The sequence below is a fragment of the Kitasatospora sp. NPDC087271 genome, assembly GCF_044744605.1.
In the GTDB taxonomy this organism is placed as follows: domain Bacteria; phylum Actinomycetota; class Actinomycetes; order Streptomycetales; family Streptomycetaceae; genus Kitasatospora.
Window position 1 is genome coordinate 184,133 of record NZ_JBIUYQ010000001.1, and the last position, 22,934, is coordinate 207,066.

Below are 22,934 nucleotides of genomic sequence, written 5' to 3' on the forward strand. Positions count from 1 at the left end.
GTTCTGCAGCGGTGCGCACCACCCACGCACCGCAGGCACCGCCACAGTGCGCCCAGTGAGTCGAGCAGTCCCCCTGCGCCAACCTCGTTGACTGGCAATCAGGTCGGCTCGCCCACCCCAACCCCCTTTGACACTTGGGAGTGGACATGACCCGGATCCCCACGGAACACAGCCCCATGGAACCCGGCCCCACGGAAGAAAGACCCGCCGAGGACGACACCGCCACGCCGGCCCCGGCCCCCGCACCGAAGAACGCACTGGACGCGTACTTCAAGATCACGGCCCGGGGATCGACCTTCGGCAATGAGATCCGCGGCGGCCTCACCACCTTCATGGCGATGGCCTACATCGTGCTGCTCAACCCGATCATCCTGAGCGGCGCCGACGTCAACGGCCTCAAGCTGGACCACGCGCAGCTCACCACCGCGACCGCGCTCGCCGCCGCCGTCACCACGATCCTGATGGGCGTGGTCGGCAACGTCCCCCTGGCGGTCGCCGCCGGGCTCTCCGTCTCCGGCGTGATCTCCGCACTGGTGGTGCCGCACACCACCTGGCCCCAGGCCATGGGGCTGTGCGTGATCTACGGCCTGCTGATCGTCCTGCTGGTCGTGTCCGGGCTCCGCGAGAAGATCATGAACGGCATCCCGCTGCCGCTCAAGCACGCCATCACCATCGGCATCGGCCTCTTCGTCTCGCTGATCGGCCTGGTCAAGGCCGGCTTCGTGCACACCGGCGGCCCCACGCCGCTCGCGCTCGGCCCCTTCGGCGAGCTGGCCGGCTGGCCCGTCCTGGTCTTCTGCCTCACCGTGCTGGCGATCTTCGTCCTGCTGGCCCGCAACGTCCGCGGCGCGATCCTGATCGGCATCGCCGGCGGCACCGTGGTGGCCTTCGTCATCAACGCGGTCGCCGACCTCCCCGCGAAGACCTGGGTCAGCTCCGCCCCGGTGTGGCCGGGCAGCCCGGTCTCCGCGCCCGACTTCGGCCTCTTCGGCCACGTCGACCTCTTCGGCGCCTTCGGCAGCCACGGCCTGGGCGCCATCAGCGCCTCGGTCGCCGTCTTCACCCTGGTGCTGGCCGGCTTCTTCGACGCGATGGCCACCATCATCGGCGTCGGCACCGAGGCCGGGCTGGCCGACAAGCAGGGCCGGATGCCCGGCCTCTCCAAGGCCCTGTTCATCGACGGGGCCGGCGGCGCCGTCGGCGGCCTGTCCGGCGCCTCCGGCCAGACCGTGTTCGTCGAGTCCGCCACCGGTGTCGGCGACGGCGCCCGCACCGGCCTCGCCTCGACCGTCACCGGCGGCGTGTTCGCGCTGATGCTGTTCTTCTCGCCGCTCGCCGCGATCGTCCCGACCGAGGTGGCCTCCGCCGCCCTCGTCGTGATCGGCTCGATGATGATGAGCCAGGCCCGGCACATCGACTGGTCCGACCGCGAGGTCGCCATCCCGGCCTTCCTCACCTGCACCCTGATGCCGTTCACCTACAGCATCACCGCCGGTGTCGCCGCGGGCGTCATCTCGTACACGGTCATCAAGGCGGGCACCGGCAAGTGGCGCGAGCCCGGCCCGCTGATGTGGATCCTCACCGGGGTCTTCGTGGTCTACTTCGCGCTCACCCCGATCAAATCCTGGCTGGGCGTGCACTAGGACGTGTCTGACCCTCTCGGCCGGAGAGGACCTGTCCGCACCGCCGCCGTGCGGGAATCGTTTCCCGTACGGCGGCACCTCCCGTCTACCCTCGCTTGTGTAAGGAGCTCCCCGACATGCAGGACATCGCCGAGCAGTTGCAGGCCTGGCACGCGGCCGGGCGCTCCTTCGCCGTGGCCACCGTCGTCGGCGTCTCCGGCAGCGCGCCCCGCGACCCGGGGGCGGCCCTGGCCGTCGACGCGGCCGGCGAGGCGATCGGCAGCGTCTCCGGGGGCTGCGTCGAGGGCGCGGTCTACGAGCTGTGCCAGGCTGCCATCGAGTCCGGCGAACCCGTGCTGGAACGGTTCGGCTACAGCGACGAGGACGCCTTCGCCGTCGGCCTGACCTGCGGCGGCGTCCTCGACGTGTTCGTCCAGCCGATCCGGCCCGGGGCCGACGACGGACTCGACGCCGGCATCGCCTACATCTCCTCCGGCACCCCGGTCGCGCTCGCCCGGGTGATCGCCGGGCCCGGCGGGCTCGTCGGCGCCACCGTCGCCGTCACCGCCGACACCCACCACGGCGCCCTCTCCCCCGCCCTCCCCCCCGCCCCCTCGACGGCCCAGCCGTCGCCCGCCGCCCCCCTTCCGGCGACGCGCCCCCCGCGACACCTCCTGACCGCGCTGGAACGGGCAGTCGTCACCGAGGCCCGGGCCATGCTCGACGCCGGACGCACCGGCCGGATCGTGCTCGGCCTCGACGGCCGCCCCTGCGACGACCGCGACCAGGGCACCGTCACCTGCTTCGTCGAGTCCTACGTGCCCGCGCCGCGGATGCTCGTCTTCGGCGCCATCGACTTCGCCGCCGCCGTCGTCCGGATCGGCCGCTTCCTCGGCTACCGCGTCACCGTCTGCGACGCCCGGCCCGTCTTCGCCACGAAGCGGCGCTTCCCCGAGGCCGACGAGGTCGTCGTCGACTGGCCGCACCGCTACCTCGACTCCCAGCTCGACCGGATCGACGGGCGCACCGTGCTCTGCGTGCTCACCCACGACGCCAAGTTCGACATCCCGCTGCTGGAACGCGCACTGCGGCTGCCGGTCGGCTACGTCGGCGCGATGGGCTCGCGCCGCACCCACCGCGACCGCGAGGCGCGGCTGCGCGAGGTCGGGCTCACCGAGGCCGAGATCGGCCGGCTGCGCTCCCCCATCGGCCTCGACCTCGGCGCCCGCACCCCCGAGGAGACGGCGGTGTCCGTCGCCGCCGAGATCATCGCCCACCGGCGCGGCGGCAGCTGCCTGCCGCTCAACGCCGGGGACGGCCCGATCCACCACGAGGCACCGGCCACCCCCGAGGAGCCCCGGGCACGACGCACGCGACGGACGCACGCCGCCTGAGGCCGGCGGTCAGTCGCTCAGCGCCAGCTTCACGCCGAAGCCCACCACCACCGCGCCGGTCACCCTGTCCATCAGCCTCCGGGCGGCCGGGCGGCGCAGCCAGCCGCGCAGCGCCCGGGCGAAGCCGACCAGGACGGTCGACCACAGCACGCCCTCCACCACGTGGACGCAGGTGAGCGCCACCCCGGCGGCGAAGTGCGGAGCCCCGGCGGGGATGAACTGCGGCAGCACGGCCACGTAGAACACCCCGACCTTGGGGTTCAGCAGATTGGTCAGCGTGCCGCGCCGCCAGCCGTACCCGAAGCCGCCCTCGGCCGGCTCCTCCTCGACCGCCGCCTCCCCTCCCCGGCTGCGCAGCATGCCGACGCCCATCCACACCAGGTACGCGGCCCCGCCCCAGCGCAGCACCTCGTACGCCACCTGCGAGGCGGTCAGCAGCGCCGTCACCCCGGCCGAGGTCAGCGTCCCCCAGACCAGCGTTCCGGTCTGGATCCCCAGCACCACCCCCCACGCCTGGCGCCGCCGCCCGAGCGCGGACGTGCGCAGCACCAGCGCGGTGTCGAGCCCGGGCGTGAGCGTGAGCAGCCCCACGACGAGGGCGAAGGACCACAGAGCCGTTGTCATCTCCATGGGCCTCGATGCTCTCACAGGCCCGATGGGGCCCTCAGTCCGCCGTCCCCGGCGGGACGACCCACTCGGTCGGCTGGCCGGTGACGGCGGCGATCATGTCGTAGTCCCCGTCGTAGTGCAGGACGGTGACGCTGTGGCGCTCGGCGGTGGCGGCGATGACGAGGTCCGCCACGGACAGCACCCGCCGGTTTCCGGCGGCGGTGAGGAGTGCCTGCACTTCGATGGCGCGGTCCCACACCTCATCGGGCGTAGTCAGCCAGTCGAAGCCACGCAAGCCCTCCCGGATGCGATCGGCGTCGGCCTTCGACCGGGCGCTGTGCATGATCCCCAGCTCGACGGCTCCACAGAGCGCGAGCCGCCCCTCGTTGAACAACCGGTCGATCTCGGCCTGAACCGCCGACTTGGAGTATCAAAGGCTGTCCGATATCGCAGACCCGCAGGGGCCGCTCAGGTGACGTTGAGGCGAGCGGCCAGGCGCAGGAGGCCGGGGCTGAGGCGGGAGAGGAAGCGGGCGGCCTTGGCCTCTGGGGTGACGGGGACGACCGGCTTGCCGGTGCGGACGGCGGTGAGGATGGCGGTGGCGACCTTCTCCGGGGGGAAGCCGCGGCGGGCGTAGAGCCTGGCGGCGCGGGCCCGCTTGGCGGCCTGCTGGTCGGCGGTGGTCGCGGAGAAGGTGGAGGTGCGGGTGATGTTGGTGTTGACGATGCCCGGGCAGATGGTGGAGACGCCGATGCCGTGCCCGGCGAGTTCGGCGCGCAGGCAGTCCGAGAGCATGAACACCGCGGCCTTGCTGGTCGCGTACGCGGTGAGCGCCTTGGACGGCAGGTAGGCGGCGGCCGAGGAGACATTGACCAGGTGACCGCCCTGGCCGCGGTCGGCCATCAGCGTGCCGAAGGCGCGGCAGCCGTGGATGACGCCCCAGAGGTTGACGTCCAGGACGCGCTGCCACTCCTTCTCGGTGGTCTGCAGGAACGTCCCGGAGTGGCCGATGCCGGCGTTGTTGACCACCACGTCGGGCACCCCGTGCTCCTCCGCGACCGCCTGTGCGAAGGCGTCCACCGCCGCGCCGTCGGCGACGTCCACCCGGTAGGCGTGCGCCTGCGAGCCGATCAGCGAGGCGAGTTCGGCGGTGCGCTCGGCGGCGGCGAGGTCGAGGTCGCAGACCACGACGCGGGCGCCGTCCTCGGCGAAGGCGAGCGCGGTGGCCCGGCCGATGCCGCTGCCGCCGCCGGTGACGACGACCAGCCGGCCGTCGCCCTGCTCCCGGGTCGGCTCGGCGCTTCCGCGTTCGATGCGGGTGGTGAACTCGCGGACCATCTCGGCCACGGTGGCTCCCTTCTCCAGCAGCGCCGACCAGTGGCCGGCGTGCAGCGTCCGTCGGGTCAGCTCGGGCACCCAGCGTTCCAGCCCCTCGGAGAGGAACGGGGCGACGTAGCGGTCCCGGGTGAGGGTGATCAGCTGGACCGGCACCTGCGTCGGCCGCTCGCGCGGACTGCGCAGCGTGGGGCGGAAGTTGGCCCGGTACAGCTCGATGCCGCGGACGGCATCGCGGCGCAGGCCGGGCTGCGGGTGGTCGGGCCGCGGGGTGACCTGCTCCAGGTCGCGCAGCACCCGCGGCCAGGCCCGGGCCAGGCCCAGGCGCCACACGCCGGGGGCGAGGAAGGGCAGGTGGAAGGCGGTGATGTACCAGGAGTGCAGGCCCTGGTGGAGGAGTTGGCGCAGGTGGCGCGGGGTGGGCCGGCGCATCCGGTGGCGCAGCCAGTACCCCACGTGGTCCAGGCAGGGGCCGGACATGGTGGTGTACGAGGCGATCCGCCGCTCGGAGCCGGGCGCGGTGACGGCCTCCCAGGACTGCAGCGAGCCCCAGTCGTGGGCGACCACGTGCACCGGGCGGTCGGGGCTGACGGCGTCGGCGACCGCGAACAGGTCGGCGGCCAGGCGCTCCAGCCGGTAGCCGTCCCGGGTGGCGGGCACTCCGGACCGGCCGGCGCCGCGCACGTCGTAGCGGACCACGTGGTGGTCGCGGGCGAGGTCGGCGGCGACATCGTCCCAGACCGCGTGGGTGTCCGGGTAGCCGTGCACCAGGAGGACGGTGGGTGCGGCCGGGTCGCCCTGTTCGAAGACGGCGAGCGGGAGGCCGTCGGAGTGCACGGTGCGGCGGCGCACGGGCGGGGCGGCCAGCGCCTTCGGGGCAGCTGCGGCGTCCGGGGCCTGCGAGGCAGCCGGGGCGTCCGGGGCGTCTGCGGCGGGGGTGGTCATCGGGCGGCCTCCAGGGCAACGTCGTGGGCGGCGCCCGCCGTCCAGCGGCGGACGTGCGGCAGGTCGTCGTCGAGCCAGTGGGCGTCGTCCTCGGTGACCACCAGCAGTTCCTCGAACTTGATGCCCACGCCGCGGAAGCCGATGTGCGGCTCGACCGCCCACAGGCCCGGGGTGGGCGCGTGCCGGGAGGACCGGCCGTCCGCCCAGAGCGGTGAACGGCCGTGCAGGCGCTCGGAGATCAGTTCGCGTCCGAGGGTCTGCAGGGTGCGCACGCCGAAGCCGAAGACGTTGACCCCGGCCGGGCCGCGCACGGTGGTACGGGTGACCTGATGGCCGATCACCCGGCCCGGGTAGACCTGGTGGCGGTTGTCGTAGCCGTGTGCGGCGATCTGCGCGTCCACGGCCGCGTACACCTCGTTGAGCGGACGGCGGGCGCGCACCTCGGCGAGGATCAGCTCGCGGTACACCTGGAGGTCGGCGGCCAGGCGGTCCCAGACCCGGTTCTCGCCGACCTTGCCGCCGTAGCCGATGTCGGCGGTGTATCCGTCGACGATGGGCGCGCAGTCCAGGACGTACGGCATGCCCTCCTCCAGGCGGCGGTTGCCGGCGAAGAACTGGAGCGGGGTGTGGAAGTGCCGGAAGGCCGTGCGGTCGCCGAACCAGGCGAACGGGACGTGGAAGAAGTCCTGCACCCCGGCGGCGACCAGGCGGCGGCGCAGCTCGGCCGTGGCCTGGCGCTCGGTGACGCCCGGTTCGATCCAGGCGGCGACCTGTTCGGCGCAGTGGTAGGCGAGTTGCTGGGTCTCGCGGAAGCGGGCGAGGTCGCGCTCGTCGTAGGGGAAGGTCGGGGGTTTCGCCATCGGGGCTCCTTCTACAGGTCGAGCACGCTACAGGTCGAGCACCAGGGTCTCGCCCTCGGCGGCCCGGGAGACGCAGGGCAGCACGGCGCCGGCGGCACGCTGCTCGGGGGTGAGCCGGCGGTCCCGGTGCTCGGGCGTGCCGGCCAGCAGGCGGACCTCGCAGGTGCCGCAGAAGCCCTGGTGGCAGGAGTACGGGAGGTCGGGACGGGCTTCGCGCAACACGTCCAGGGCGGAGCGGTCGGCGGGGACGTCCAGCGCCGGGCCGTCGGCGCCCAGGCGCAGGGCGAAGGGCGCGCCACCGATGATCGGGGCGGCGCCGAAGCGCTCGAAGTGCAGCGCGGTGGAGGGGGATTCACCCAGGGAGCGCTGCACGGCGGTGAGCATCGGGGCCGGGCCGCAGCAGTAGACGGCGGCGCCGCGCGGGGCGTGCGCGAGCAGGTCGGCGCCGGTCGGCACGCCGTGCTCGTCGTCGGTGCGCAGCACCACCCGGCTCGGGTCCAGGGCGCGCAGCTCGTCCGCGTACGGGAGGGTGTCGGCGCTGCGGCCGACGTGCACCAGGCGCCAGTCCAGGCCGTGCCGCTGCGCCTCGCGGGCCATCGGGAGCAGCGGGGTGATGCCGATGCCGCCGGCGAGCAGCAGGACGGCGGGCTCGGCGCAGAAGGCGAAGCCGTTGCGCGGGCGGCGGGCGGTGAGCCTGCTGCCGGGGTGCAGGGTGTCGTGGATCTCGACGGAGCCGCCGCCGCCCTCGGGCAGTCGCCGTATGGCGATCCGGTAGGCGGCGCGGTCGGCGGGGTCGCCGCAGAGCGAGTAGTGGCGTTCGCGGCCGGAGGGCAGGGCGAGGCGCAGGTGGGCGCCGGGCTGCCAGCCGGGGAGCGGGCCGCCGGAGGGGTCGGTGAGCCGCAATTCGACGACTTCGGGGGTGAGTTGGCGGCGGGCGGCGACGACCAGCTGGAGCGGCGGGGTGGGGCAGCTGAGCGGGCGGCGGGGGTTGCGGCGCAGCAGGGGGCTGCCGAGGGCCGGGGTGTAGCGGTCGCCGAAGGCGGTGAGCCGGCGCATGAACGCGTCGGCGCGGGGGCGGCCGTAGAGGTCGGGGGGCGGGTTGAGCAGGTCCATCCGGCGGTCCTTGGCGTCTGGGAGGGGCGCGAGCGGCAGGTGACAAGTTTCGGATTTCAAAGTTCAGATAACAGATAACGTCTTCTGTTATCTGTTATCTGAACTCCGTTACTTGACCCCTTGTCAGTGGCTCACTGCTGCCGCGCGGGCGGCCGGGGAGGCGGCGAGGTAGCCGAGGGCCTGGCTGGAGGAGCCCTCCTGGGTGGGGTGGTAGCCGGGCCGCAGGTAGCGCAGGCCGGAGCGGATCGACCGGACCGGGTCGGGCAGCAGTCCGCGCCTGGCGATCCTGCCGGCCTCGCTCCAGGTGGGCTTGAGCCGTCCGTCGAGGGTGGGGTCGGCGGCGAGCAGGAAGCGGGCGCCGCGCACCCAGAGGTGGACCAGCAGCGGCCCGGAGACCGCCATGCCGCGGACCCGGCGCAGGTAGCCGGGGTCGAGGTGGACCATCAGGTCGAAGGCGACGCTGCGGTGTTCGACCTCCTCGGCGCCGTGCCAGCGCAGCAGGTCGAGCATCGTCGGGTCGGCCTTGGCGCGGTCCAGGCCCGGGGAGTTGAGCGCCCAGTTGCCGAGGAAGGCGGTGAAGTGCTCGATCGCCGCCACGAAGGCGACCCGCTCGATGATGTTCTCGCGTCGCCGCGCGGGGCTGAGCCCGGGCTTGTCGCCGAGGACCCGCTGGAACAGCCAGGCGATCTGCCGGACGTACGGACGCGGGTCGAGCCCCTGGCCGAGCAGGTGGTCGAGGACTTCCTGGTGCGCCTCGGCGTGGATGGCCTCCTGGCCGATGAACCCGAGGACCTCCTCGCGCAGTTGCTCGTCGCGGATGAGCGGCAGCGCCTCCTTGAAGACCTTGACGAACCAGCGCTCGCCCTCGGGCAGCAGCAGGTGCAGCACGTTGATGACGTGGGTGGCCATCGGCTCGTCGGGGATCCAGTGCAGCGGCAGCCGGTCCCAGTCGAAGCGGACGTCCCGGGGTTCGAGGACGAGGCTGTCGTGGACGCGCGCGGCGGGGACGGCAAGGGCGGGTACGGGGGTGGAGCGGGGCACGGCAGGCCCTCCTGACCTCGGGGCGGCGGCTCGACTCAGGGAAACGTACTCGCGGGTAGCGGCTGGGACAAGGGGTTCGGCGACTCTTATCGACATCGAGTCTAATAAGTGACACCCTCCGGGACCGTCACCGGAAACGCTTGCGAACGGACGCACCCGTGAACGAACACGCCTGCGAGCCGATGCGAGCCGATGCGAGCCGACACGCCCAGGAACAAACAGGCGGGCCCCGCCGGATCACTCGGATCCGGCGGGGCCCACGGGAACGACCGGCCGTCAGACCGCCATCGCCAGCATCAGCGGCGCCGCCCGGGCCGCCAGCAGCTCGGCGGCGGCCTTCAGCTTGTGCACGTTGTCCACCGGCATCGACGTGGCCAGGCAGCCGACCGTGCTGCCCGCCGTGATCGGGACGGCCGCGCACACCGTGCCGAGCGCGTACTCCTGGATGTCCAGCACCGGCACGGTGGCCGGCTGCCGCTCCAGCCGGTGCATCAGCTGGTCGGCGTCGGTGACGGTCCGGGAGGTGAGCCGGGCCACCGGGTGGCGGGAGAGGTGGTCCCAGCGGGCGTCCGCGTCGAGCTGGCCGAGCAGGCACTTGCCGATCGCGCTGGCGTGCGCGGTGGCCCGGAAGTCCACCCGCTCCTGCACGGCCGGCGCGTACTCGGCCGCGGACACCGCCTCCACCGACAACTCGCCGTCGTGGTAGCGGGTGAAGTACACTGCCGCGCCCAACTCGTCCCGCAGCTCGGCGAGTTTGCGGTTCAGCCGGGCCTTCACCAGCTGCTCCCGGTTGTGCTGGCCGAGCAGGGCGAAGGTGCCGCCGAGCACCCAACCGCCGTCCTGGCACTGGAGGTAGCCCTCGATCTCAAGGATCTCGGCGAGCTGCCGGACGGTCGGCAGGCCGAGCGAGGTCTCCCGCGCGAGGGCGACCAGGGTGGCACCGTCAGGGTGCCGGTCGACGGCCTCCAGCAGTCTGAGGGCGTGCTGCAAGGAGGTGAACGGGCCGGCGAGGCCCTGGTCCAGCGCGGCGTGGCGACCCGGGGCTGGTGTCGACATGTCGTCCCCTTCCGATGTCCCCCCACGGAGCGACCGCGGGCGCCCTCCAGCCTATCGACCCGGCGAGCCCGGCGACTGCCGTCCGTGAATATCCGTGAACATTCCGTGGAGCACCCACCGATCGCCTGGAGGAACGGTAGTGGAGGACAGCGCGACGGTCCCCTCCCCCACTGCCCCGGGGGGCGGAGGGAACCGTCCCGCGGCCGCCGGGTTGCGGGGCCCCGGCGGCCGGTGAGGGCGGGTCAGCCGGTCAGCGGGGCGTCACGCGCGGCGCGCCACGGCGGGGTGGCTCGGCCCTCGTTGCGTGTGGCGCGTCATGGCGGAGCGACTCAGCCCTCGTCGCCCGCCCGCAGCTTGGCGACGGCCGCCTCCAGGCGGGCGCCGTACTCCTCGTCCGCGGCGTGGAAGTGGGCGAGGTTCTTCTCGACCACGTCGTCGCGGCTCACCTGGGCGAGGAAGCCCGCGATGTTGTCGATCAGCCGGGTCTTCTCGCCCGCGGACATCAGCCGGTACAGCTCGCCGGCCTGGAAGAAGTCGTCGTCCTTGGTGTGGGCCGGCGTGGTGTAGGTGCCGGTGTAGCCGTCCAGCCGGACCGGCGCGGCGAGCGCGGTGTCGGTCTGGGCGGGGCCGTCGTACGAGTTGGGCTCATAGTTCTTGCCGCGGCCGGACTTGTTGACGGCGTGGAGGCCGTCGCGGCCGTAGTTGTCCGCCTCGGTGGCGCGCGGGGCGTTCACCGGCAGCTGGGTGTGGTTGACGCCGAGGCGGTAGCGCTGGGCGTCGGCGTAGGCGAACAGGCGGCCCTGGAGCATCTTGTCCGGGGAGGGGCCGATGCCGGGCACGAAGTTGTTCGGCGAGAACGCGGACTGCTCGACGTCGGCGAAGACGTTCTCCGGGTTCCTGTTGAGCACCAGACGGCCGACCTTGACCAGCGGGTAGTCGGCGTGCGGCCACACCTTGGTGAGGTCGAACGGGTTGAAGCGGTAGTCCGCGGCCTCGGCCACCGGCATCAGCTGGACGTAGAGGGTCCAAGACGGGAACACGCCGCGCTCGATGGCCTGGTGCAGGTCGCGCTGGTGCGAGTCGGCGTCGGCGCCGAGCACCTCGGCGGACTGGTCGCCGTCCAGCGAGCGGATGCCCTGGTTGGTCTTGAAGTGGTACTTGACCCAGTAGGCGTCGCCGTCGGCGCTGACCCACTGGTAGGTGTGCGAGCCGTAGCCGTTCATGTGGCGGTAGGAGGCCGGGATGCCGCGGTCGCCGAACAGCCAGGTGATCTGGTGGGTCGAGGCGGGCGAGTGGGCCCAGAAGTCCCAGACGTTGTCCGCCTCCTGCACGCCGGTGTACGGGTCGCGCTTCTGCGAGTGGATGAAGTCGGGGAACTTGAGCGGGTCCTTGATGAAGAACACCGGGGTGTTGTTGCCGACCAGGTCGTAATTGCCCTGCGCGGTGTAGAACTTCAGCGCGAAGCCGCGCGGGTCGCGCACCGCGTCGCTGGAGCCCAGGTTGCCTGCCACGGTGGAGAACCGCAGGAAGACCTCGGTGCGCTTGCCGACCTCGGCGAGGAAGTCCGCGCGGGTGTACTGCGACACCTCGTCGGTGACCTCGAAGTAGCCGTACGCGCCGGAGCCGCGGGCGTGCACGACGCGCTCCGGGATGCGCTCGCGGTTGAAGCGGGCCAGCTTCTCCAGCAGCTGCTGGTCCTGGATCAGCAGCGGGCCGTACTCGCCGGCCGAGGCCGAGTTCTGGTTGTCGGCGACCGGGGCGCCGGACTCCGTGGTCAGGATCTTGGACATGGAGGGTCCTTCAGGTGTCGATAAAAGCGTTGCGTGGAGAGTGAGGTGACGTGTCGTCAGTTCATGGCGTGCACGGGGCTCCGCCGGATCACCGAACGGGCGTCAGACGCCCAGCAGGCGCCGGACCGCCGAGCGGCGGCGGGAGGAGTGCTCGCCGTCGGGGCCGTCGGCGGGCCGGAGGGCAGCGACGGCGCCGGCGGCCGCGGCCTGGTCCGCCAGCGGGCGGGCGGCGGTCAGCGCGGCGGCCTCGTCGGCGGTCAGGCCGGCCTCGGTGAGGGCCGCGGCGGCCTCGGCGGCCGGGACGGCGTTGAACCAGCGCAGCGCGAGGGCCGCGCGGCCCGCCTCGGTGAGGCGGCCGGTGAGCCGGAGGCGGGCGAGGCCGCCGTCCGGGTGGACGTTGATGCGCACGTGGGTCACCGGGCGGCCCGCGTCGAGCAGGAAGCGGTGCCGGGTGTCGGGTTGCAGGCGGGTGCGGGGCAGGATCTCGAACCACTCGCCGTCGGCCGGGTCCGCCCCGGTCGAGGCGTCGAAGCCGACGAGGTCGGCCCAGCCGGGGGCATTGGCGACGAAGTGGGTGGTGTCCACCTCGGCGGCCAGGGCCTCACCGCCCCCGGCCAGGGCGATCTGCACCCAGTCGTTGGCCTTGTCGCGCCGACGCCGGGTCTCCCAGCCCTCGCCCATGACGGAGGCGCGACCGGGAGCGTTCAGGTTGTGCGGGGAGGAGAAGTAGCGGTCGGACGCCGCCTCGGCCACGCCGCCGTACTCCTGGGCGGCCAGGTCGAAGGTGAGGCCGTCCAGTTCGCGCGGGTCGGGCAGCACCTCGCCGTGGACGCGCAGCCGGGCGACACCGCCGTCCGGGAAGATGTTGAGGCGGATGTGGGTGTAGCGGTTGGCATCGTCGACGGCGAACCCGTGGGCGGTGTCGCCCTGGAGCGGGGTGCGCGGCACCAGCGTGGTCCACTCGGCGTCCGCCACTTCCTCGGGCGAGGGGTGGCCGGGCACGGAGGCGGCCTCGACGGAGGCGCTCTCCGGGTAGTTGCCGGTGAAGTGGGCGGTGTCCACCACCAGGCCGCGGACCACACCGCCGGCACCGAGCCGGACGATCGCCCAGTCGTGGTCCTGGTCGGTGGGGTGGGGCTCGTCGGCGGAGACGCCGCGGCGGCGCTTGGACTCCCAGCCGTCCATGATCTGGCCCTTGTGGCCGAAGGTGTGCGGGCGGAACTCGGCGGGCTTGGCGACCAGGAGGTTCTCGGCGTCGGCGAAGGTGTCCTCGTTGGTGGCGACGACGCCCGCGCCGAGCAGCCGCGAGGCCAGGTTGACCAGCTCGGTGAAGGGAGCGCTCGGGGTGTCGGCAGTGGTCACGAAGTCTCCTCAGGACGGGCGATCGGACGGGGTGGCGGCGGCGGGCCGGGTGAGCCGGCGGCCGAAGGGCTCGGCCGAGACGTCCACCGCGCGGCCGCGCAGCCAGGTGGTGCGGACCGCGCCGGTCAGCGTCCGGCCCGCGTACGGGGTCACGGGGTTGCGGTGGTGCAACTCGCGGGGGTGGACGGCGAATTCGCCGTCGGGGTCGAAGGCGACCAGGTCGGCGTCGCAGCCCGCCGCGATGGCGCCCTTGACCCCGGTGAGGCCGACGAGTTCGGCCGGTCCGGCGGACATCCAGCGGACCACGTCGGCGAGGCCGTGGCCGCGGCGGCGGGCTTCGGTCCAGATCGCCGGCAGGCCCAGCTGCAGGGAGGCGATGCCGCCCCAGGCGGCCGCGAAGTCACCGCTGCCGCCGTACTCGGGCAGCAGCTTGAGGTCAGGGGTGGAGGGCGAGTGGTCGGAGACCACGGCGATGAACTCGCCGTCCGCCAGGGCCTGCCAGAGCAGGTCGCGGTTGGTCTCGTCGCGGATCGGCGGGCAGCACTTGAAGGCGGTGCCGCCGTCCGGCACCTGCTCGGCCGCCAGGGTCAGGTAGTGCGGGCAGGTCTCGGCGGTGACCTGGACGCCGTCCTCGCGGGCCTGGCGCAGCAGCGGCAGCACGGCGGCGGAGGAGACGTGCAGGATGTGGACGCGGGCGCCGGTGCGCCGGGCGGTGTCGAGCAGGACGGCGACGGCGACGGTCTCCGCGTCGGCGGGGCGGGAGGCGAGGAAGTCGCGGTAGTGGACGCCGGGTTGCTGCGGGGCGGCGGCCAGCACGGCCGGGTCCTCGGCGTGGATGATCGCCAGCGCCCCGAGCCGGGCCTGCTCGGCCAGCGCGGCCTCCAGGTCCGCGGCCTCGACGTGCGGGAACTCGTCGACGCCGGAGGGGGCGAGGAAGCTCTTGAAGCCGAACACGCCGGCCTCGTGCAGCGGCGCGAGGTCCGGGACGTTGCCGGGGACGGCGCCGCCCCAGAAACCGAGGTCGACCCAGGCCTGGCCGTCCGCGGTCTTCCGCTTGGCGGCCAGGCCCTCCAGCGTGGTGGTGGGCGGGACGGAGTTGAGCGGCATGTCGATGATCGTGGTGACGCCGCCGGCCGCGGCGGCCCGGGTGGCGGTGGCGAAGCCCTCCCACTCGGTGCGGCCGGGCTCGTTGATGTGCACGTGGGTGTCGACCAGGCCGGGCAGCAGGGCGGTGTCGCCGAGGTCGGCGAGGCCGCCGTCGCCGTCGGGCCGGTCGCCCGCGAGGAGCGAGCCGTACGCGGCGACCTGCTCGATCTTCCCGTCCCGGATCAGCACGTCGGCGGGGCGCTCACCGTCGGGCAGGACCACCCGTCGGGAGCGGATCACCGCTGGCTGGCTGAAAGGCATGGGAGACCTCCGAAACCTGGAAGTTGGGGGTGGGCGCCGGGCAGGAACCGGGAGGGGAACCGGGAGAGAACCGGGCGGGGAAGCGAAGGATTGCCGGGAGCCTAGGCCCGCCTTCAACAAAACGTCAATGGAGGAACGTACGAGGGAAACGCACGGGGGATCCGCGCGCCCCGTCGGCACGGGGGATCGGCCCGAGATCAGCCGGACAGCAGCTCGCCCGCCAGCCGTTCCCCCGCGACCTCGGCCAGCTCGCCGGCCTTGGTCATGCTGTCCCCCGGCTGCTCCGCAAGGTCGGTGAGGGCGATCGCGGCGGCGAACCCGGCGGCCCGCCACTCGGGCTCGGACAGCTCCAGCCGCCCCGCCACGGCAGCCACCCGAACCCCCGCCCGGGCGGCCGCCGAGGCAACGCCGGCGGGGGCCTTGCCGTGGAGCGTCTGCGCGTCCAGACAGCCCTCGCCGGTCACGACGAGGCGTGCCCCACGCACGGCCTCGTCGAAACCCAGCAGTTCGAGCAGCAGCTCGATACCGGGTCGCATGGTGGCGCCGAGCAGCGCGAGGGCGGCGAAGCCCACCCCGCCGGCGGCCCCGGCGCCGGGGGCGTCGCGCACGTCCCGTCCGGTGGCCAGGGCGACCTGGTCGGCGAAGCGGGTCAGGCCCTCCTCCAGGATCACCAGGTCGTCGCCGTCGGCGCCCTTCTGCGGGCCGTAGACGGCGGTGGCGCCGCGCGGGCCGAGCAGCGGGTTGTCCACGTCGCAGGCCACGACGATCTCGACGCCTGCCAGTACGTCGGCCAGCGGGCCGAGCTCGATCCGGTCGAGCCTGCGCAACGCGGCTCCGCCGGGGGGCAGTTCGGCGCCATCCGCGTCGAGCAGGCGGGCCCCGAGGGCCTGGACCATGCCCGCGCCGCCGTCGGTGCAGGCGCTGCCGCCGAGGCCGAGCACGATCCGCTTGGCGCCGAGCGCCACGGCCCGGCCGATCAGCTGGCCGACGCCGTAGGAGCCGGCCGCGAGCGGGGCGGTGCGTCCGCCCGGGAGCCGGGCGAGACCGGAGGACTGCGCCAGCTCGACCACGGCGGTGTCGCCCCGCACGGCCAGCGCGGCGTCCACCGGCAGGCCGGTCGGGCCGGCCACCTTGGCCGGGACGCGGGTGAAGCCGGCCGCGAGCGCGGCGGCCAGGGTGCCCTCGCCGCCGTCGGCGACGGGCAGTTCGCGCACCTCGACGCCGGGCGCGGCGCGCCGGACGCCGGCGGCGATCCGGGCGGCGACCTCGGCACCCTCCAGGGTGCCCTTGAACTTGTCGGGAGCTACGACCACATGGCCCTGGTGGGGGGTGACGGGCATGGTGCGGTCCTCACTTCCGTACGGGGTCTGGCGATGTTTCGACAGCCTGTGCCAAGCATGGGCCCGGGTGCACCTGGGGTGCGACCCCCCGTCAGGAGAAACGCCCCCGGCCGGGAGATGCGCCTCCCGCCGGGAGGGTGCGACTCCCGCCGGGAGGTGCGGCCCCCTCCCCGCCGTTCCCCTCGTCCCGCTTCCGACGTACGAGAGGCTCCCCTCGGCGGGGAGGGGGCCAGGCGAGGCGTACCGGCACGACCGAAGTGCCCCCGGCAGGGGAGTACGCATCACCGGCTGGATCGACCGGCGGGCGGGCGGATGAGCCCCGGCCCGCCCGCCGGTCGGGTCTGGCCTCCTGGTGGCGCGGGCACGACCGGATGAGGTACACGCCACCAGGAGGAGTTCACGGGGGCCCGAGGAGCCCCGGGGCCTACTTGACCTCGCGGCCCGAGAGGCGCTCGACGCCGCGCAGCAGCGCCGAGTGGTCGAGCGAGCCGTCGCCGTTGGCGCGGGCGGAGGCGACCAGCTGGGCCACCACGGCGCCGACCGGCAGCGCGGCGCCCACGGCGCGGGCGGCCTCGGTGACGATGCCCATGTCCTTGTGGTGCAGGTCGATCCGGAAGCCGGGGGCGAACTCGCGGTCGACCATGTTCGCCTTCTTGCGGTTCAGCACGGTCGAACCGGCCAGGCCGCCACCGAGCACGTCCAGCGCGGCGGGCAGGTCGACGCCGGCGTTCTCCAGGAACACCACGGCCTCGGCGAGCACCTGGATGTTGACGGCGACGATCAGCTGGTTGGCGGCCTTGACGGTCTGGCCGGCGCCGGACGGCCCGACGTGGATGACCGTGGTGCCCAGGACGTCGAACAGCGGCTTGGCCTCGGCGAAGTCCTCGGCGGCACCGCCGACCATGATCGACAGCACCGCCTCGACGGCGCCGGCCTCACCACCGGAGACCGGGGCGTCCAGGGTGCGCACGCCCTTCTCCTTGGCGGCCGCCTCGACCTTCTGGGAGGTCTGCGGGGTGATCGAGGACATGTCGATCACGAGGGTGCCGGGCCTGGCGTTCTCCAGCACGCCGCCCTCGCCCAGGATGGCCTGCTCGACGTGCGGGTCGGCCGGGACCATGGTGATGACGACCTCGGCGTCCTTCACCGCGTCCGCGATGCTGGTGGCGCCGTGACCGCCGGCCGCGACCAGGGCGTCGATCGGCGGCCGGGTGAGGTTGTAGCCGGTGACGTGGTGGCCGGCCTTGACCAGGTTGGCGGCCATCGGGCTGCCCATGATGCCGAGGCCGATGAAGGCGATCTTGCGGCTCATCGCGTCGTTCCTTACGTCGTTCGTGGGGTGGGGGGTGGTGGGCCGGGCTTTGCTCGGCGGCGTGCGGCCCGCCTGCTCGGCGGCAGCGCAGGGCCCGCCTGCTCGGCGCCTGCCCAGCGCCTGCTCAGCGGCTACTCGGCGGCGCGGTGCTCGCGCGGCAGCCACCCGAAGCTGTCGGCGCTGACGCCGGTGGAGGGGCGGTACTCCAGGCCGATCGGGCCGGTGTAGCCGGCGGCGGTGAGCCGGGCGAAGAGGTCCTCGAAGTCCAGTCCACCGGTGCCGGGCTCGTTGCGGCCCGGGTTGTCGGCGATCTGCACGTGGCCGAACCGGTCGGCGTAGGCGTCGATGACGGCCGGCAGGTCCTCGCCGTTCCTGGCCAGGTGGTACAGGTCGCAGAGGAACTTCGCGTTGCCCAGGCCGGTGGCCGCGTTGACCTTGTCGACCACCTCGACCGCGGCGGCCGCGGAGACCAGCGGGTAGTCCGGGGACTCCGCCGCGTTGAGGGCCTCGATCAGCAGGATCGCGCCGATCTCGTGCGCGGCCCCGGCGGCGAGCACCAGGTTCTCCAGCGCGAGGGCGTCCTGCTCGGCGGCCTCGACGCCTTCGATCCGGTTGCCGTACAGCGCGTTGAGCGCCTTGGCACCGAGCGAGGCGGCGAGCCCCGCGGCGACCGGGACGTTGGCCCGGAAGCGGTCCTGCTCGGAGGGCACCGAGACGGTGCCGCGGGCCCCGAGGGTGAGGTCGTCCAGGAAGTTGAGGCCGGTGAGCCGTACGCCCGCGTCGCCGAAGGCCTTGCGGAGGGTGTCCAGCTCGGCCTCGGACGGGGTGGGCTCGGCGCCGAAGGGCCACCACAGCTCGGCGGCGGTGAAACCGGCGGCAGCGGCCGCGGCGGGACGCTCCAGCAGCGGCAGTTCGCCGAACAGGATCGACAGGTTGACCGTGAAGCTGTGCCGGGAAGCGGCCGTCACGTCACTCACCTCTCACTCTCTTCCGAGATCCGCAACTTCCACGATCCGGAAGAGGGATTCTGCGTGGTGGAAGCATCTCCGGCTCGGCGAGCGGGTGTCAAGACCGCCACAACGTTTTGTTGAAGAAGTCCGGGCGTGAACCCGGACCCCCCTCCCGCCGGCACCGCGGCCGCAGGATCGACCGACCCCCGCCCGCCCGCCCCGGCGCTCGCTACAGTGAGCACGTGCGATTGATGGTGGAGTTCACGACAGAACCGTTCGAACTGGACACGTTCCCCGAGCACGCCGCGGCGGCCCGCCAGGTCGTCGACGAGGCCGGCCTGGCCGTCTCGGTCGGCCCCTTCGGGACCGGCGCCGAGGGCGAGGCCGACCAGGTGCTCGCCGCGGTGACCAAGCTGCTCCGGGAAACCCTGACCGCGGGTGCGACCCGGATCTCGGTCCAGGTCAGCGTGCTCGGCGAGGAGGGCGGCACGCCGTGACCGAGCACGTGGAACACCCGCTCGCCCTGGCGATCAAGCCGCTGCTGGACGCCGTCGGCGCGACGCCCGTCCGACTGGACGAGGCGAAGTCCGAGGACGTCGTCCTGGAGTGGGAGGGCACCCCGGCGCTCGCCGTCCGGCTGCCGCACCTGAGCAGCGCCCTGGACCGCCTGCTGGCCGAGATGGCCCGCCAGTTCGACGGCCGCCCGCTGGCCGAGCTGGACCGCGGGGAGAAGCAACGGGTCGTCGCCCTCCTGGAGGAGCGCGGCGCCTTCACCGTCCGCCACGGGGTCGAGACGGTCGCCTCGGCGCTCGGCGTCAGCCGGTTCACGGTGTACAACTACCTCAACCGCCAGGACGGCTCGAAGCCCTCCTGACCCCGGTCGATCCCCCGGTCGACTCCTCCAGGACCTCCTCCCTGCGAAAACCTTCCGGACGGGCGGACCCCGCCGGCGCGGCCAGTCCGAACCAGCCCCCGGCGGGGCGCACTTGGCGAATCGCACACGAATCGCGCCGGCAACGGCGGCCGGTTCAAAACGTAACCACCAACCGTTCAACAAAGTGTTGACGGCCGGGTGGGGCGGATCTAGCTTGTGCGGGTGGCACCACTCTTCAGGAGGTCCACCCGTGACCAACCACCCCCACACCCTTGACGCCCTGGCCGCGGCCGACACCGCGGACCTGGAAGCCGTTCTGCTGGAGGTCTGCTCCAGCCCCCACTGGGCCGCCGACGTCGCGCGGGCCAGGCCCTGGCCCGACCGGGAGTCCCTGCTCACCGCCAACGCGGCGGCCGTGGCCGGGCTGACGGTCGCCGACCTGCACGACGCGATGGCCGGCCACGCCCGGATCGGCAAGCCCAGGACCGGCGACACCACCTCGCAGCGGGAGCAGGCCGGCATCCGGGGCGTGGACCAAGCCCTCCTCGACGAACTGCACGAGGCCAACGCCGCCTACGAGGCCAAGTTCGGCCACGTGTTCCTGATCTGCGCGACCGGCCGCACCGCGGCCACCATGCTCGCCGCCCTGCGCGAGCGCCACCCCAACGACGCCGCCACCGAGGCGGAGATCGTCCGGGGCGAACTGCGCAAGATCAACGACATTCGGCTCAATCGTCTGCTCGACGCGTCCTGACAGGCCCTGGCGGGTCCTGGCGGGCCCCGACGGGCAGATCCTGACGGATCGTTAGCATATGTTGACGAATGATCACTTCTGCCATCAGTAAGGTCACTTCACCCATGACTGGCATCTCCACCCACGTGCTCGACACCAGCCTCGGCCGCCCGGCCGAGGGCGTCCCGGTCGAGCTCGCACTGCACACCGAGGGTGGCTGGCAGGTGCTCGGCACCTCCGCCACGGACTCCGACGGCCGGGTCAAGGACCTGCCGGCCGTGGAGGCGGGCTCGGTCGTCCGGCTGCTCTTCGACACCCGCGCCTACCACGCGCTCAAGTCCGCGGAGCCGCCGTTCTTCCCCGAGGTCTCGATCGTCTTCACGGTCGCGCCCGCGCAGCACCACTACCACGTGCCGCTGCTGCTCAACCCGTTCGGATACTCGGTCTACCGCGGAAGCTAGTAGACCGACCTGGAAGCCCTAGGAGCCACGTCATGGCCCACGTGCTCGGTCAGAACCAGTACGGCAAGGCGGAGAACCGCATCGTGCGGGTCTACCGCGACTCCACCCGGCACGAGATCAAGGACCTGAACGTCTCGGTCTCCCTCCGGGGCGAGTTCGAGGACGTCCACCTCACCGGGTCGAACGCCAACTGCCTCCCCACCGACACCACCAAGAACACCGTGTACGCCTTCGCCAAGGAGCACGGGATCGAGTCGGCCGAGGCCTTCGGCATCATCCTGGCCCGCCACTTCGTCGACGACACCGAGCGCGGCGTCGTGCACAGCGCCCGGATCCGGATCGAGGAGTACGCCTGGGACCGGATCAAGACGCCGGACAACTCGGCCCGCTTCATCGGCTCGGAGGAGGTCGGCCACTCCTTCGTCCGCAACGGCCAGGAGACCCGCACCACCGAGATCGTCTACGACGGCGAGACCGTCCAGGTCATCTCCGGCCTCAAGGACCTCGTCGTCATGAACTCCACCAACTCGGAGTTCTGGGGCTACATCAAGGACAAGTACACCACCCTGCAAGAGGCGTACGACCGCATCCTCGCCACCCAGGTCACCGCCCGCTGGAAGTACGGCTACGACGGCCGGGACGGCGAGGCCCAGCCCAACTGGAACCGCTCCTACACCCACGTGCGGCGGCACCTGCTGGAGGCCTTCGCCGAGACCTACTCCTACTCGCTGCAGCAGACCCTGCACTCGATGGGCACCCGGGTCCTCAACAACCGCGCCGAGGTGGACGAAGTCCGCCTGGAGCTGCCCAACAAGCACCACTTCCTCGTCGACCTGGAGCCCTTCGGCCTCAAGAACGACAACGAGGTCTACTACGCCGCCGACCGGATGTACGGCCTCATCGAGGGCACCGTGCACCGCGAGGGCGTCGTCCCGGTCATCCCCGTCGCCTGACCGCCCCACCCCAATGGGCACCGCCCGGAGTCGCCGCACCCGCCGGCCCCCGAACGCCGGCCGCGTCCGGGCGGACAGCAGTACCCGCACCACCAGCACCACCGGTTCCACCAGTTTCTCCACCCCCACCCACCGGAGTTCGTGTCTGCCTCGCGGCGGCCGGCCCGGGGCACTGGAGAAGCGCCCCGAGGGACTCCTGCACCGCCGTCCCGCCCTCGGGGCACCTCCAGCGCCGCGGGCGCGCCGGGAGTCACGGGCACAAGAGGGGCTCGACATGGCACCCAGCGACACCAGCAGTAAAGACGGCGGTTCCACCCCGGAAAGAACCTCTGGCCCGGACGGCACGTCGGCGCACCTCCCCGGTGAGCCGTCCGGGCCCGGAATCCACCCCGTGGACGAGTTGCTGCCCCCGGTGAAGCTCTTCTCCACCGGACTCCAGCACGTCGCCGCGATGTACGCGGGAGTCGTCGCACCCCCGCTCATCGTCGGCGCCGGCGTCGGGCTCTCCCCCGCCGAACTCGCCCTGCTCATCTCGGCCAGCCTGTTCACCGCCGGACTGGCCACCCTGCTCCAGACCCTCGGCATCTGGAAGATCGGCGCGCGACTGCCGTTCGTCAACGGCGTCTCCTTCGCGGGAGTCGCGCCCATGATCGCCATAGCCAAGGAGCACAGCCCGAAGGACGCCCTCCCGGTGATCTTCGGAGCGGTGATCGTCGCGGGGATCCTGTGCTTCCTCGCGGCACCGTACTTCTGCAAGCTCATCCGGTTCTTCCCCCCGGTCGTCCAGGGCACCGTGATCACCCTCATCGGGGTGTCCCTGCTTCCGGTGGCGGTCAACTGGGCGCGCGGCGGCTCGCCGGGCGCCCCCGGATACGGCTCCATGCGGGCCGTCGGGCTCGCCGCGATCACCCTCGTCGCGGTGGTGCTCTGCAACCGGCTGCTGCGCGGCTTCTGGCAGCAGCTCTCGTTGCTCATCGGCCTGGCGCTCGGCACCCTGATCGCCTTCCCGCTGGGCCTGGCCGACTTCGGCGCGGTCAAGGACGCGAAGGTCTTCGCGCTCCCCTCCCCGTTCCACTTCGGCGCGCCCGTCTTCGACGCCGCCGCGATCGTCTCGATGTGCATCGTCATGGTGGTCGCCATGACCGAGTCCACCGCCGACATGCTCGCCCTGGGCAAGATCGTCGAGCGCGAGGCCGACGAACCCACGCTCGCCGCCGGCCTGCGGGCCGACGGACTGGCCACCGCGCTCAGCCCCGTCTTCAACGGCTTCGCCGCCAGCGCCTTCGCCCAGAACATCGGGCTCGTGGCGCTGACCAAGATCCGCAGCCGCTTCGTGGTCGCGGCCGGCGGCGGCATCCTGATCCTGCTCGGGCTCTTCCCCGTGCTCGGGTCGCTCGTCTCCCTGGTACCGCAGCCCGTCCTGGGCGGCGCCGGGATCGTGCTCTTCGGCACCGTCGCGGCGAGTGGCATCCGCACCCTCGCGGAGGCTGGGATGGAGTCCAGCTCGAACACCATCCTGGTGTCCGTGTCGCTCGGCGTCGGCATCATCCCCATCGCGGTACCGACCTTCTACGACTCCTTCCCGGAGGCCGTCCGGACCCTGATGCACTCCGGGATATCGGTCGGCTGCGTGATGGCCGTCCTGCTCAACCTGCTCTTCCACCACGCCGGAGCCGCCCGCCGGACCAGGTCCGGCAAGACCTCCGGCGCGACGGTGCCGACGGCGACACCGTCCTGACCGGCCCGGGAGGGGCACACGCCGCGCGGCGCACGCCCC

The 22,934-nt window shown here is 72.8% G+C and carries 20 protein-coding genes and 1 pseudogene; 8 read left to right on the plus strand and 13 right to left on the minus strand.

The window, feature by feature from the left end; translation table 11 throughout:
• Window positions 1-176: 176 nt before the first annotated feature.
• Window positions 177-1,643: an NCS2 family permease gene (locus tag ACIO9K_RS00775; RefSeq protein WP_400325674.1), complete on the plus strand. Its 1,467-nt coding sequence runs from the start codon at window positions 177-179 to the stop codon at window positions 1,641-1,643.
• A gap of 116 nt (window positions 1,644-1,759) precedes the next feature.
• On the plus strand, window positions 1,760-3,016 hold the full coding sequence (locus tag ACIO9K_RS00780) for an XdhC/CoxI family protein (RefSeq protein WP_363616774.1): 1,257 nt from the start codon (window positions 1,760-1,762) through the stop codon (window positions 3,014-3,016).
• A 9-nt stretch (window positions 3,017-3,025) separates the two neighbouring features.
• On the opposite strand, the gene ACIO9K_RS00785 is transcribed toward ACIO9K_RS00780, so the two are convergent.
• The 13 genes and pseudogenes from ACIO9K_RS00785 to ACIO9K_RS00845 all read right to left on the minus strand — a co-directional run bounded on the left by ACIO9K_RS00785 (window position 3,026) and on the right by ACIO9K_RS00845 (window position 18,163).
• Window positions 3,026-3,646, minus strand: a complete 621-nt coding sequence (locus tag ACIO9K_RS00785; protein ID WP_350875353.1) for a LysE family translocator — start codon at window positions 3,644-3,646, stop codon at window positions 3,026-3,028.
• Between the two features lie 34 nt (window positions 3,647-3,680).
• A complete protein-coding gene (locus ACIO9K_RS00790; protein ID WP_363616771.1) occupies window positions 3,681-4,019 on the minus strand; it encodes a PIN domain nuclease in 339 nt (112 codons plus the stop codon).
• Window positions 4,020-4,093: 74 nt separating this feature from the next.
• Entirely contained in the window at window positions 4,094-5,905 is a 1,812-nt protein-coding gene (locus ACIO9K_RS00795) for an SDR family oxidoreductase (protein ID WP_400325678.1), read from the minus strand.
• Complete coding sequence (locus ACIO9K_RS00800; RefSeq protein ID WP_363616767.1) at window positions 5,902-6,765, minus strand: M24 family metallopeptidase; 864 nt, start codon at window positions 6,763-6,765, stop codon at window positions 5,902-5,904. Before ACIO9K_RS00800 ends, ACIO9K_RS00795 begins: the two co-directional genes overlap by 4 nt.
• 27 nt (window positions 6,766-6,792) lie before the next feature.
• Window positions 6,793-7,878 carry a PDR/VanB family oxidoreductase gene (locus ACIO9K_RS00805; RefSeq protein WP_363616765.1) on the minus strand — a complete coding sequence of 362 codons (1,086 nt, stop codon included), beginning with the start codon at window positions 7,876-7,878 and terminating at the stop codon, window positions 6,793-6,795.
• A gap of 123 nt (window positions 7,879-8,001) precedes the next feature.
• Window positions 8,002-8,919 (minus strand): metal-dependent hydrolase, encoded by a 918-nt coding sequence (locus ACIO9K_RS00810; RefSeq protein WP_363616763.1) that lies wholly within the window; start codon window positions 8,917-8,919, stop codon window positions 8,002-8,004.
• 276 nt (window positions 8,920-9,195) lie between these two features.
• Window positions 9,196-9,975, minus strand: a complete 780-nt coding sequence (locus ACIO9K_RS00815; RefSeq protein ID WP_400325683.1) for an IclR family transcriptional regulator — start codon at window positions 9,973-9,975, stop codon at window positions 9,196-9,198.
• 329 nt (window positions 9,976-10,304) lie between these two features.
• Window positions 10,305-11,765, minus strand: coding sequence for a catalase (locus ACIO9K_RS00820; protein WP_363616761.1), 1,461 nt, complete (start codon window positions 11,763-11,765; stop codon window positions 10,305-10,307).
• A gap of 315 nt (window positions 11,766-12,080) precedes the next feature.
• Window positions 12,081-13,127: pseudogene (gene alc, locus ACIO9K_RS00825) on the minus strand (allantoicase); the annotation flags it as partial.
• A gap of 9 nt (window positions 13,128-13,136) precedes the next feature.
• Complete coding sequence (allB, locus tag ACIO9K_RS00830) at window positions 13,137-14,534, minus strand: allantoinase AllB (RefSeq protein ID WP_400325706.1); 1,398 nt, start codon at window positions 14,532-14,534, stop codon at window positions 13,137-13,139.
• Window positions 14,535-14,731: 197 nt separating this feature from the next.
• Entirely contained in the window at window positions 14,732-15,874 is a 1,143-nt protein-coding gene (locus ACIO9K_RS00835; protein WP_363616755.1) for a glycerate kinase, read from the minus strand.
• Window positions 15,875-16,298: 424 nt separating this feature from the next.
• On the minus strand, window positions 16,299-17,186 hold the full coding sequence (locus ACIO9K_RS00840; protein ID WP_400325719.1) for a 2-hydroxy-3-oxopropionate reductase: 888 nt from the start codon (window positions 17,184-17,186) through the stop codon (window positions 16,299-16,301).
• Between the two features lie 131 nt (window positions 17,187-17,317).
• Window positions 17,318-18,163: a TIM barrel protein gene (locus tag ACIO9K_RS00845; RefSeq protein WP_363579252.1), complete on the minus strand. Its 846-nt coding sequence runs from the start codon at window positions 18,161-18,163 to the stop codon at window positions 17,318-17,320.
• Between the two features lie 224 nt (window positions 18,164-18,387).
• Between ACIO9K_RS00845 and ACIO9K_RS00850 the strand changes: the two genes are divergently transcribed.
• From ACIO9K_RS00850 to ACIO9K_RS00875, 6 genes are all read left to right on the plus strand, one after another.
• Entirely contained in the window at window positions 18,388-18,633 is a 246-nt protein-coding gene (locus ACIO9K_RS00850) for a thiamine-binding protein (RefSeq protein ID WP_079136014.1), read from the plus strand.
• Window positions 18,630-19,010 carry a helix-turn-helix domain-containing protein gene (locus ACIO9K_RS00855; protein WP_363579254.1) on the plus strand — a complete coding sequence of 127 codons (381 nt, stop codon included), beginning with the start codon at window positions 18,630-18,632 and terminating at the stop codon, window positions 19,008-19,010. The genes ACIO9K_RS00850 and ACIO9K_RS00855 overlap by 4 nt, the downstream gene beginning before the upstream one ends.
• Window positions 19,011-19,260: 250 nt before the next feature.
• The gene (gene uraD / locus ACIO9K_RS00860) at window positions 19,261-19,764 is read left to right on the plus strand and encodes a 2-oxo-4-hydroxy-4-carboxy-5-ureidoimidazoline decarboxylase (protein ID WP_363616751.1); all 504 of its coding nucleotides are present in this window, start codon (window positions 19,261-19,263) and stop codon (window positions 19,762-19,764) included.
• A gap of 104 nt (window positions 19,765-19,868) precedes the next feature.
• Complete coding sequence (gene uraH, locus ACIO9K_RS00865; protein WP_363579258.1) at window positions 19,869-20,204, plus strand: hydroxyisourate hydrolase; 336 nt, start codon at window positions 19,869-19,871, stop codon at window positions 20,202-20,204.
• A 32-nt stretch (window positions 20,205-20,236) separates the two neighbouring features.
• Complete coding sequence (gene pucL / locus ACIO9K_RS00870) at window positions 20,237-21,157, plus strand: factor-independent urate hydroxylase (protein ID WP_350875324.1); 921 nt, start codon at window positions 20,237-20,239, stop codon at window positions 21,155-21,157.
• Between the two features lie 274 nt (window positions 21,158-21,431).
• Window positions 21,432-22,895, plus strand: coding sequence for a nucleobase:cation symporter-2 family protein (locus ACIO9K_RS00875; protein ID WP_400325726.1), 1,464 nt, complete (start codon window positions 21,432-21,434; stop codon window positions 22,893-22,895).
• Window positions 22,896-22,934: the final 39 nt, after the last annotated feature.

Bases quoted from the DNA above. Each gene is read 5' to 3' on its own strand.
- ACIO9K_RS00875 (WP_400325726.1), top strand. From the start codon at position 21,432: ATGGCACCCAGCGACACCAGCAGTAAAGACGGCGGTTCCACCCCGGAA.
- ACIO9K_RS00840 (WP_400325719.1), bottom strand. From the start codon at position 17,186: ATGAGCCGCAAGATCGCCTTCATCGGCCTCGGCATCATGGGCAGCCCG.
- ACIO9K_RS00795 (WP_400325678.1), bottom strand. From the start codon at position 5,905: ATGACCACCCCCGCCGCAGACGCCCCGGACGCCCCGGCTGCCTCGCAG.
- ACIO9K_RS00785 (WP_350875353.1), bottom strand. From the start codon at position 3,646: ATGGAGATGACAACGGCTCTGTGGTCCTTCGCCCTCGTCGTGGGGCTG.
- ACIO9K_RS00815 (WP_400325683.1), bottom strand. From the start codon at position 9,975: ATGTCGACACCAGCCCCGGGTCGCCACGCCGCGCTGGACCAGGGCCTC.
- ACIO9K_RS00805 (WP_363616765.1), bottom strand. From the start codon at position 7,878: ATGGACCTGCTCAACCCGCCCCCCGACCTCTACGGCCGCCCCCGCGCC.
- ACIO9K_RS00835 (WP_363616755.1), bottom strand. From the start codon at position 15,874: ATGCCCGTCACCCCCCACCAGGGCCATGTGGTCGTAGCTCCCGACAAG.
- ACIO9K_RS00800 (WP_363616767.1), bottom strand. From the start codon at position 6,765: ATGGCGAAACCCCCGACCTTCCCCTACGACGAGCGCGACCTCGCCCGC.
- ACIO9K_RS00775 (WP_400325674.1), top strand. From the start codon at position 177: ATGGAACCCGGCCCCACGGAAGAAAGACCCGCCGAGGACGACACCGCC.
- pucL (WP_350875324.1), top strand. From the start codon at position 20,237: ATGGCCCACGTGCTCGGTCAGAACCAGTACGGCAAGGCGGAGAACCGC.
- allB (WP_400325706.1), bottom strand. From the start codon at position 14,534: ATGCCTTTCAGCCAGCCAGCGGTGATCCGCTCCCGACGGGTGGTCCTG.
- ACIO9K_RS00780 (WP_363616774.1), top strand. From the start codon at position 1,760: ATGCAGGACATCGCCGAGCAGTTGCAGGCCTGGCACGCGGCCGGGCGC.
- uraH (WP_363579258.1), top strand. From the start codon at position 19,869: ATGACTGGCATCTCCACCCACGTGCTCGACACCAGCCTCGGCCGCCCG.
- ACIO9K_RS00820 (WP_363616761.1), bottom strand. From the start codon at position 11,765: ATGTCCAAGATCCTGACCACGGAGTCCGGCGCCCCGGTCGCCGACAAC.
- ACIO9K_RS00850 (WP_079136014.1), top strand. From the start codon at position 18,388: ATGGTGGAGTTCACGACAGAACCGTTCGAACTGGACACGTTCCCCGAG.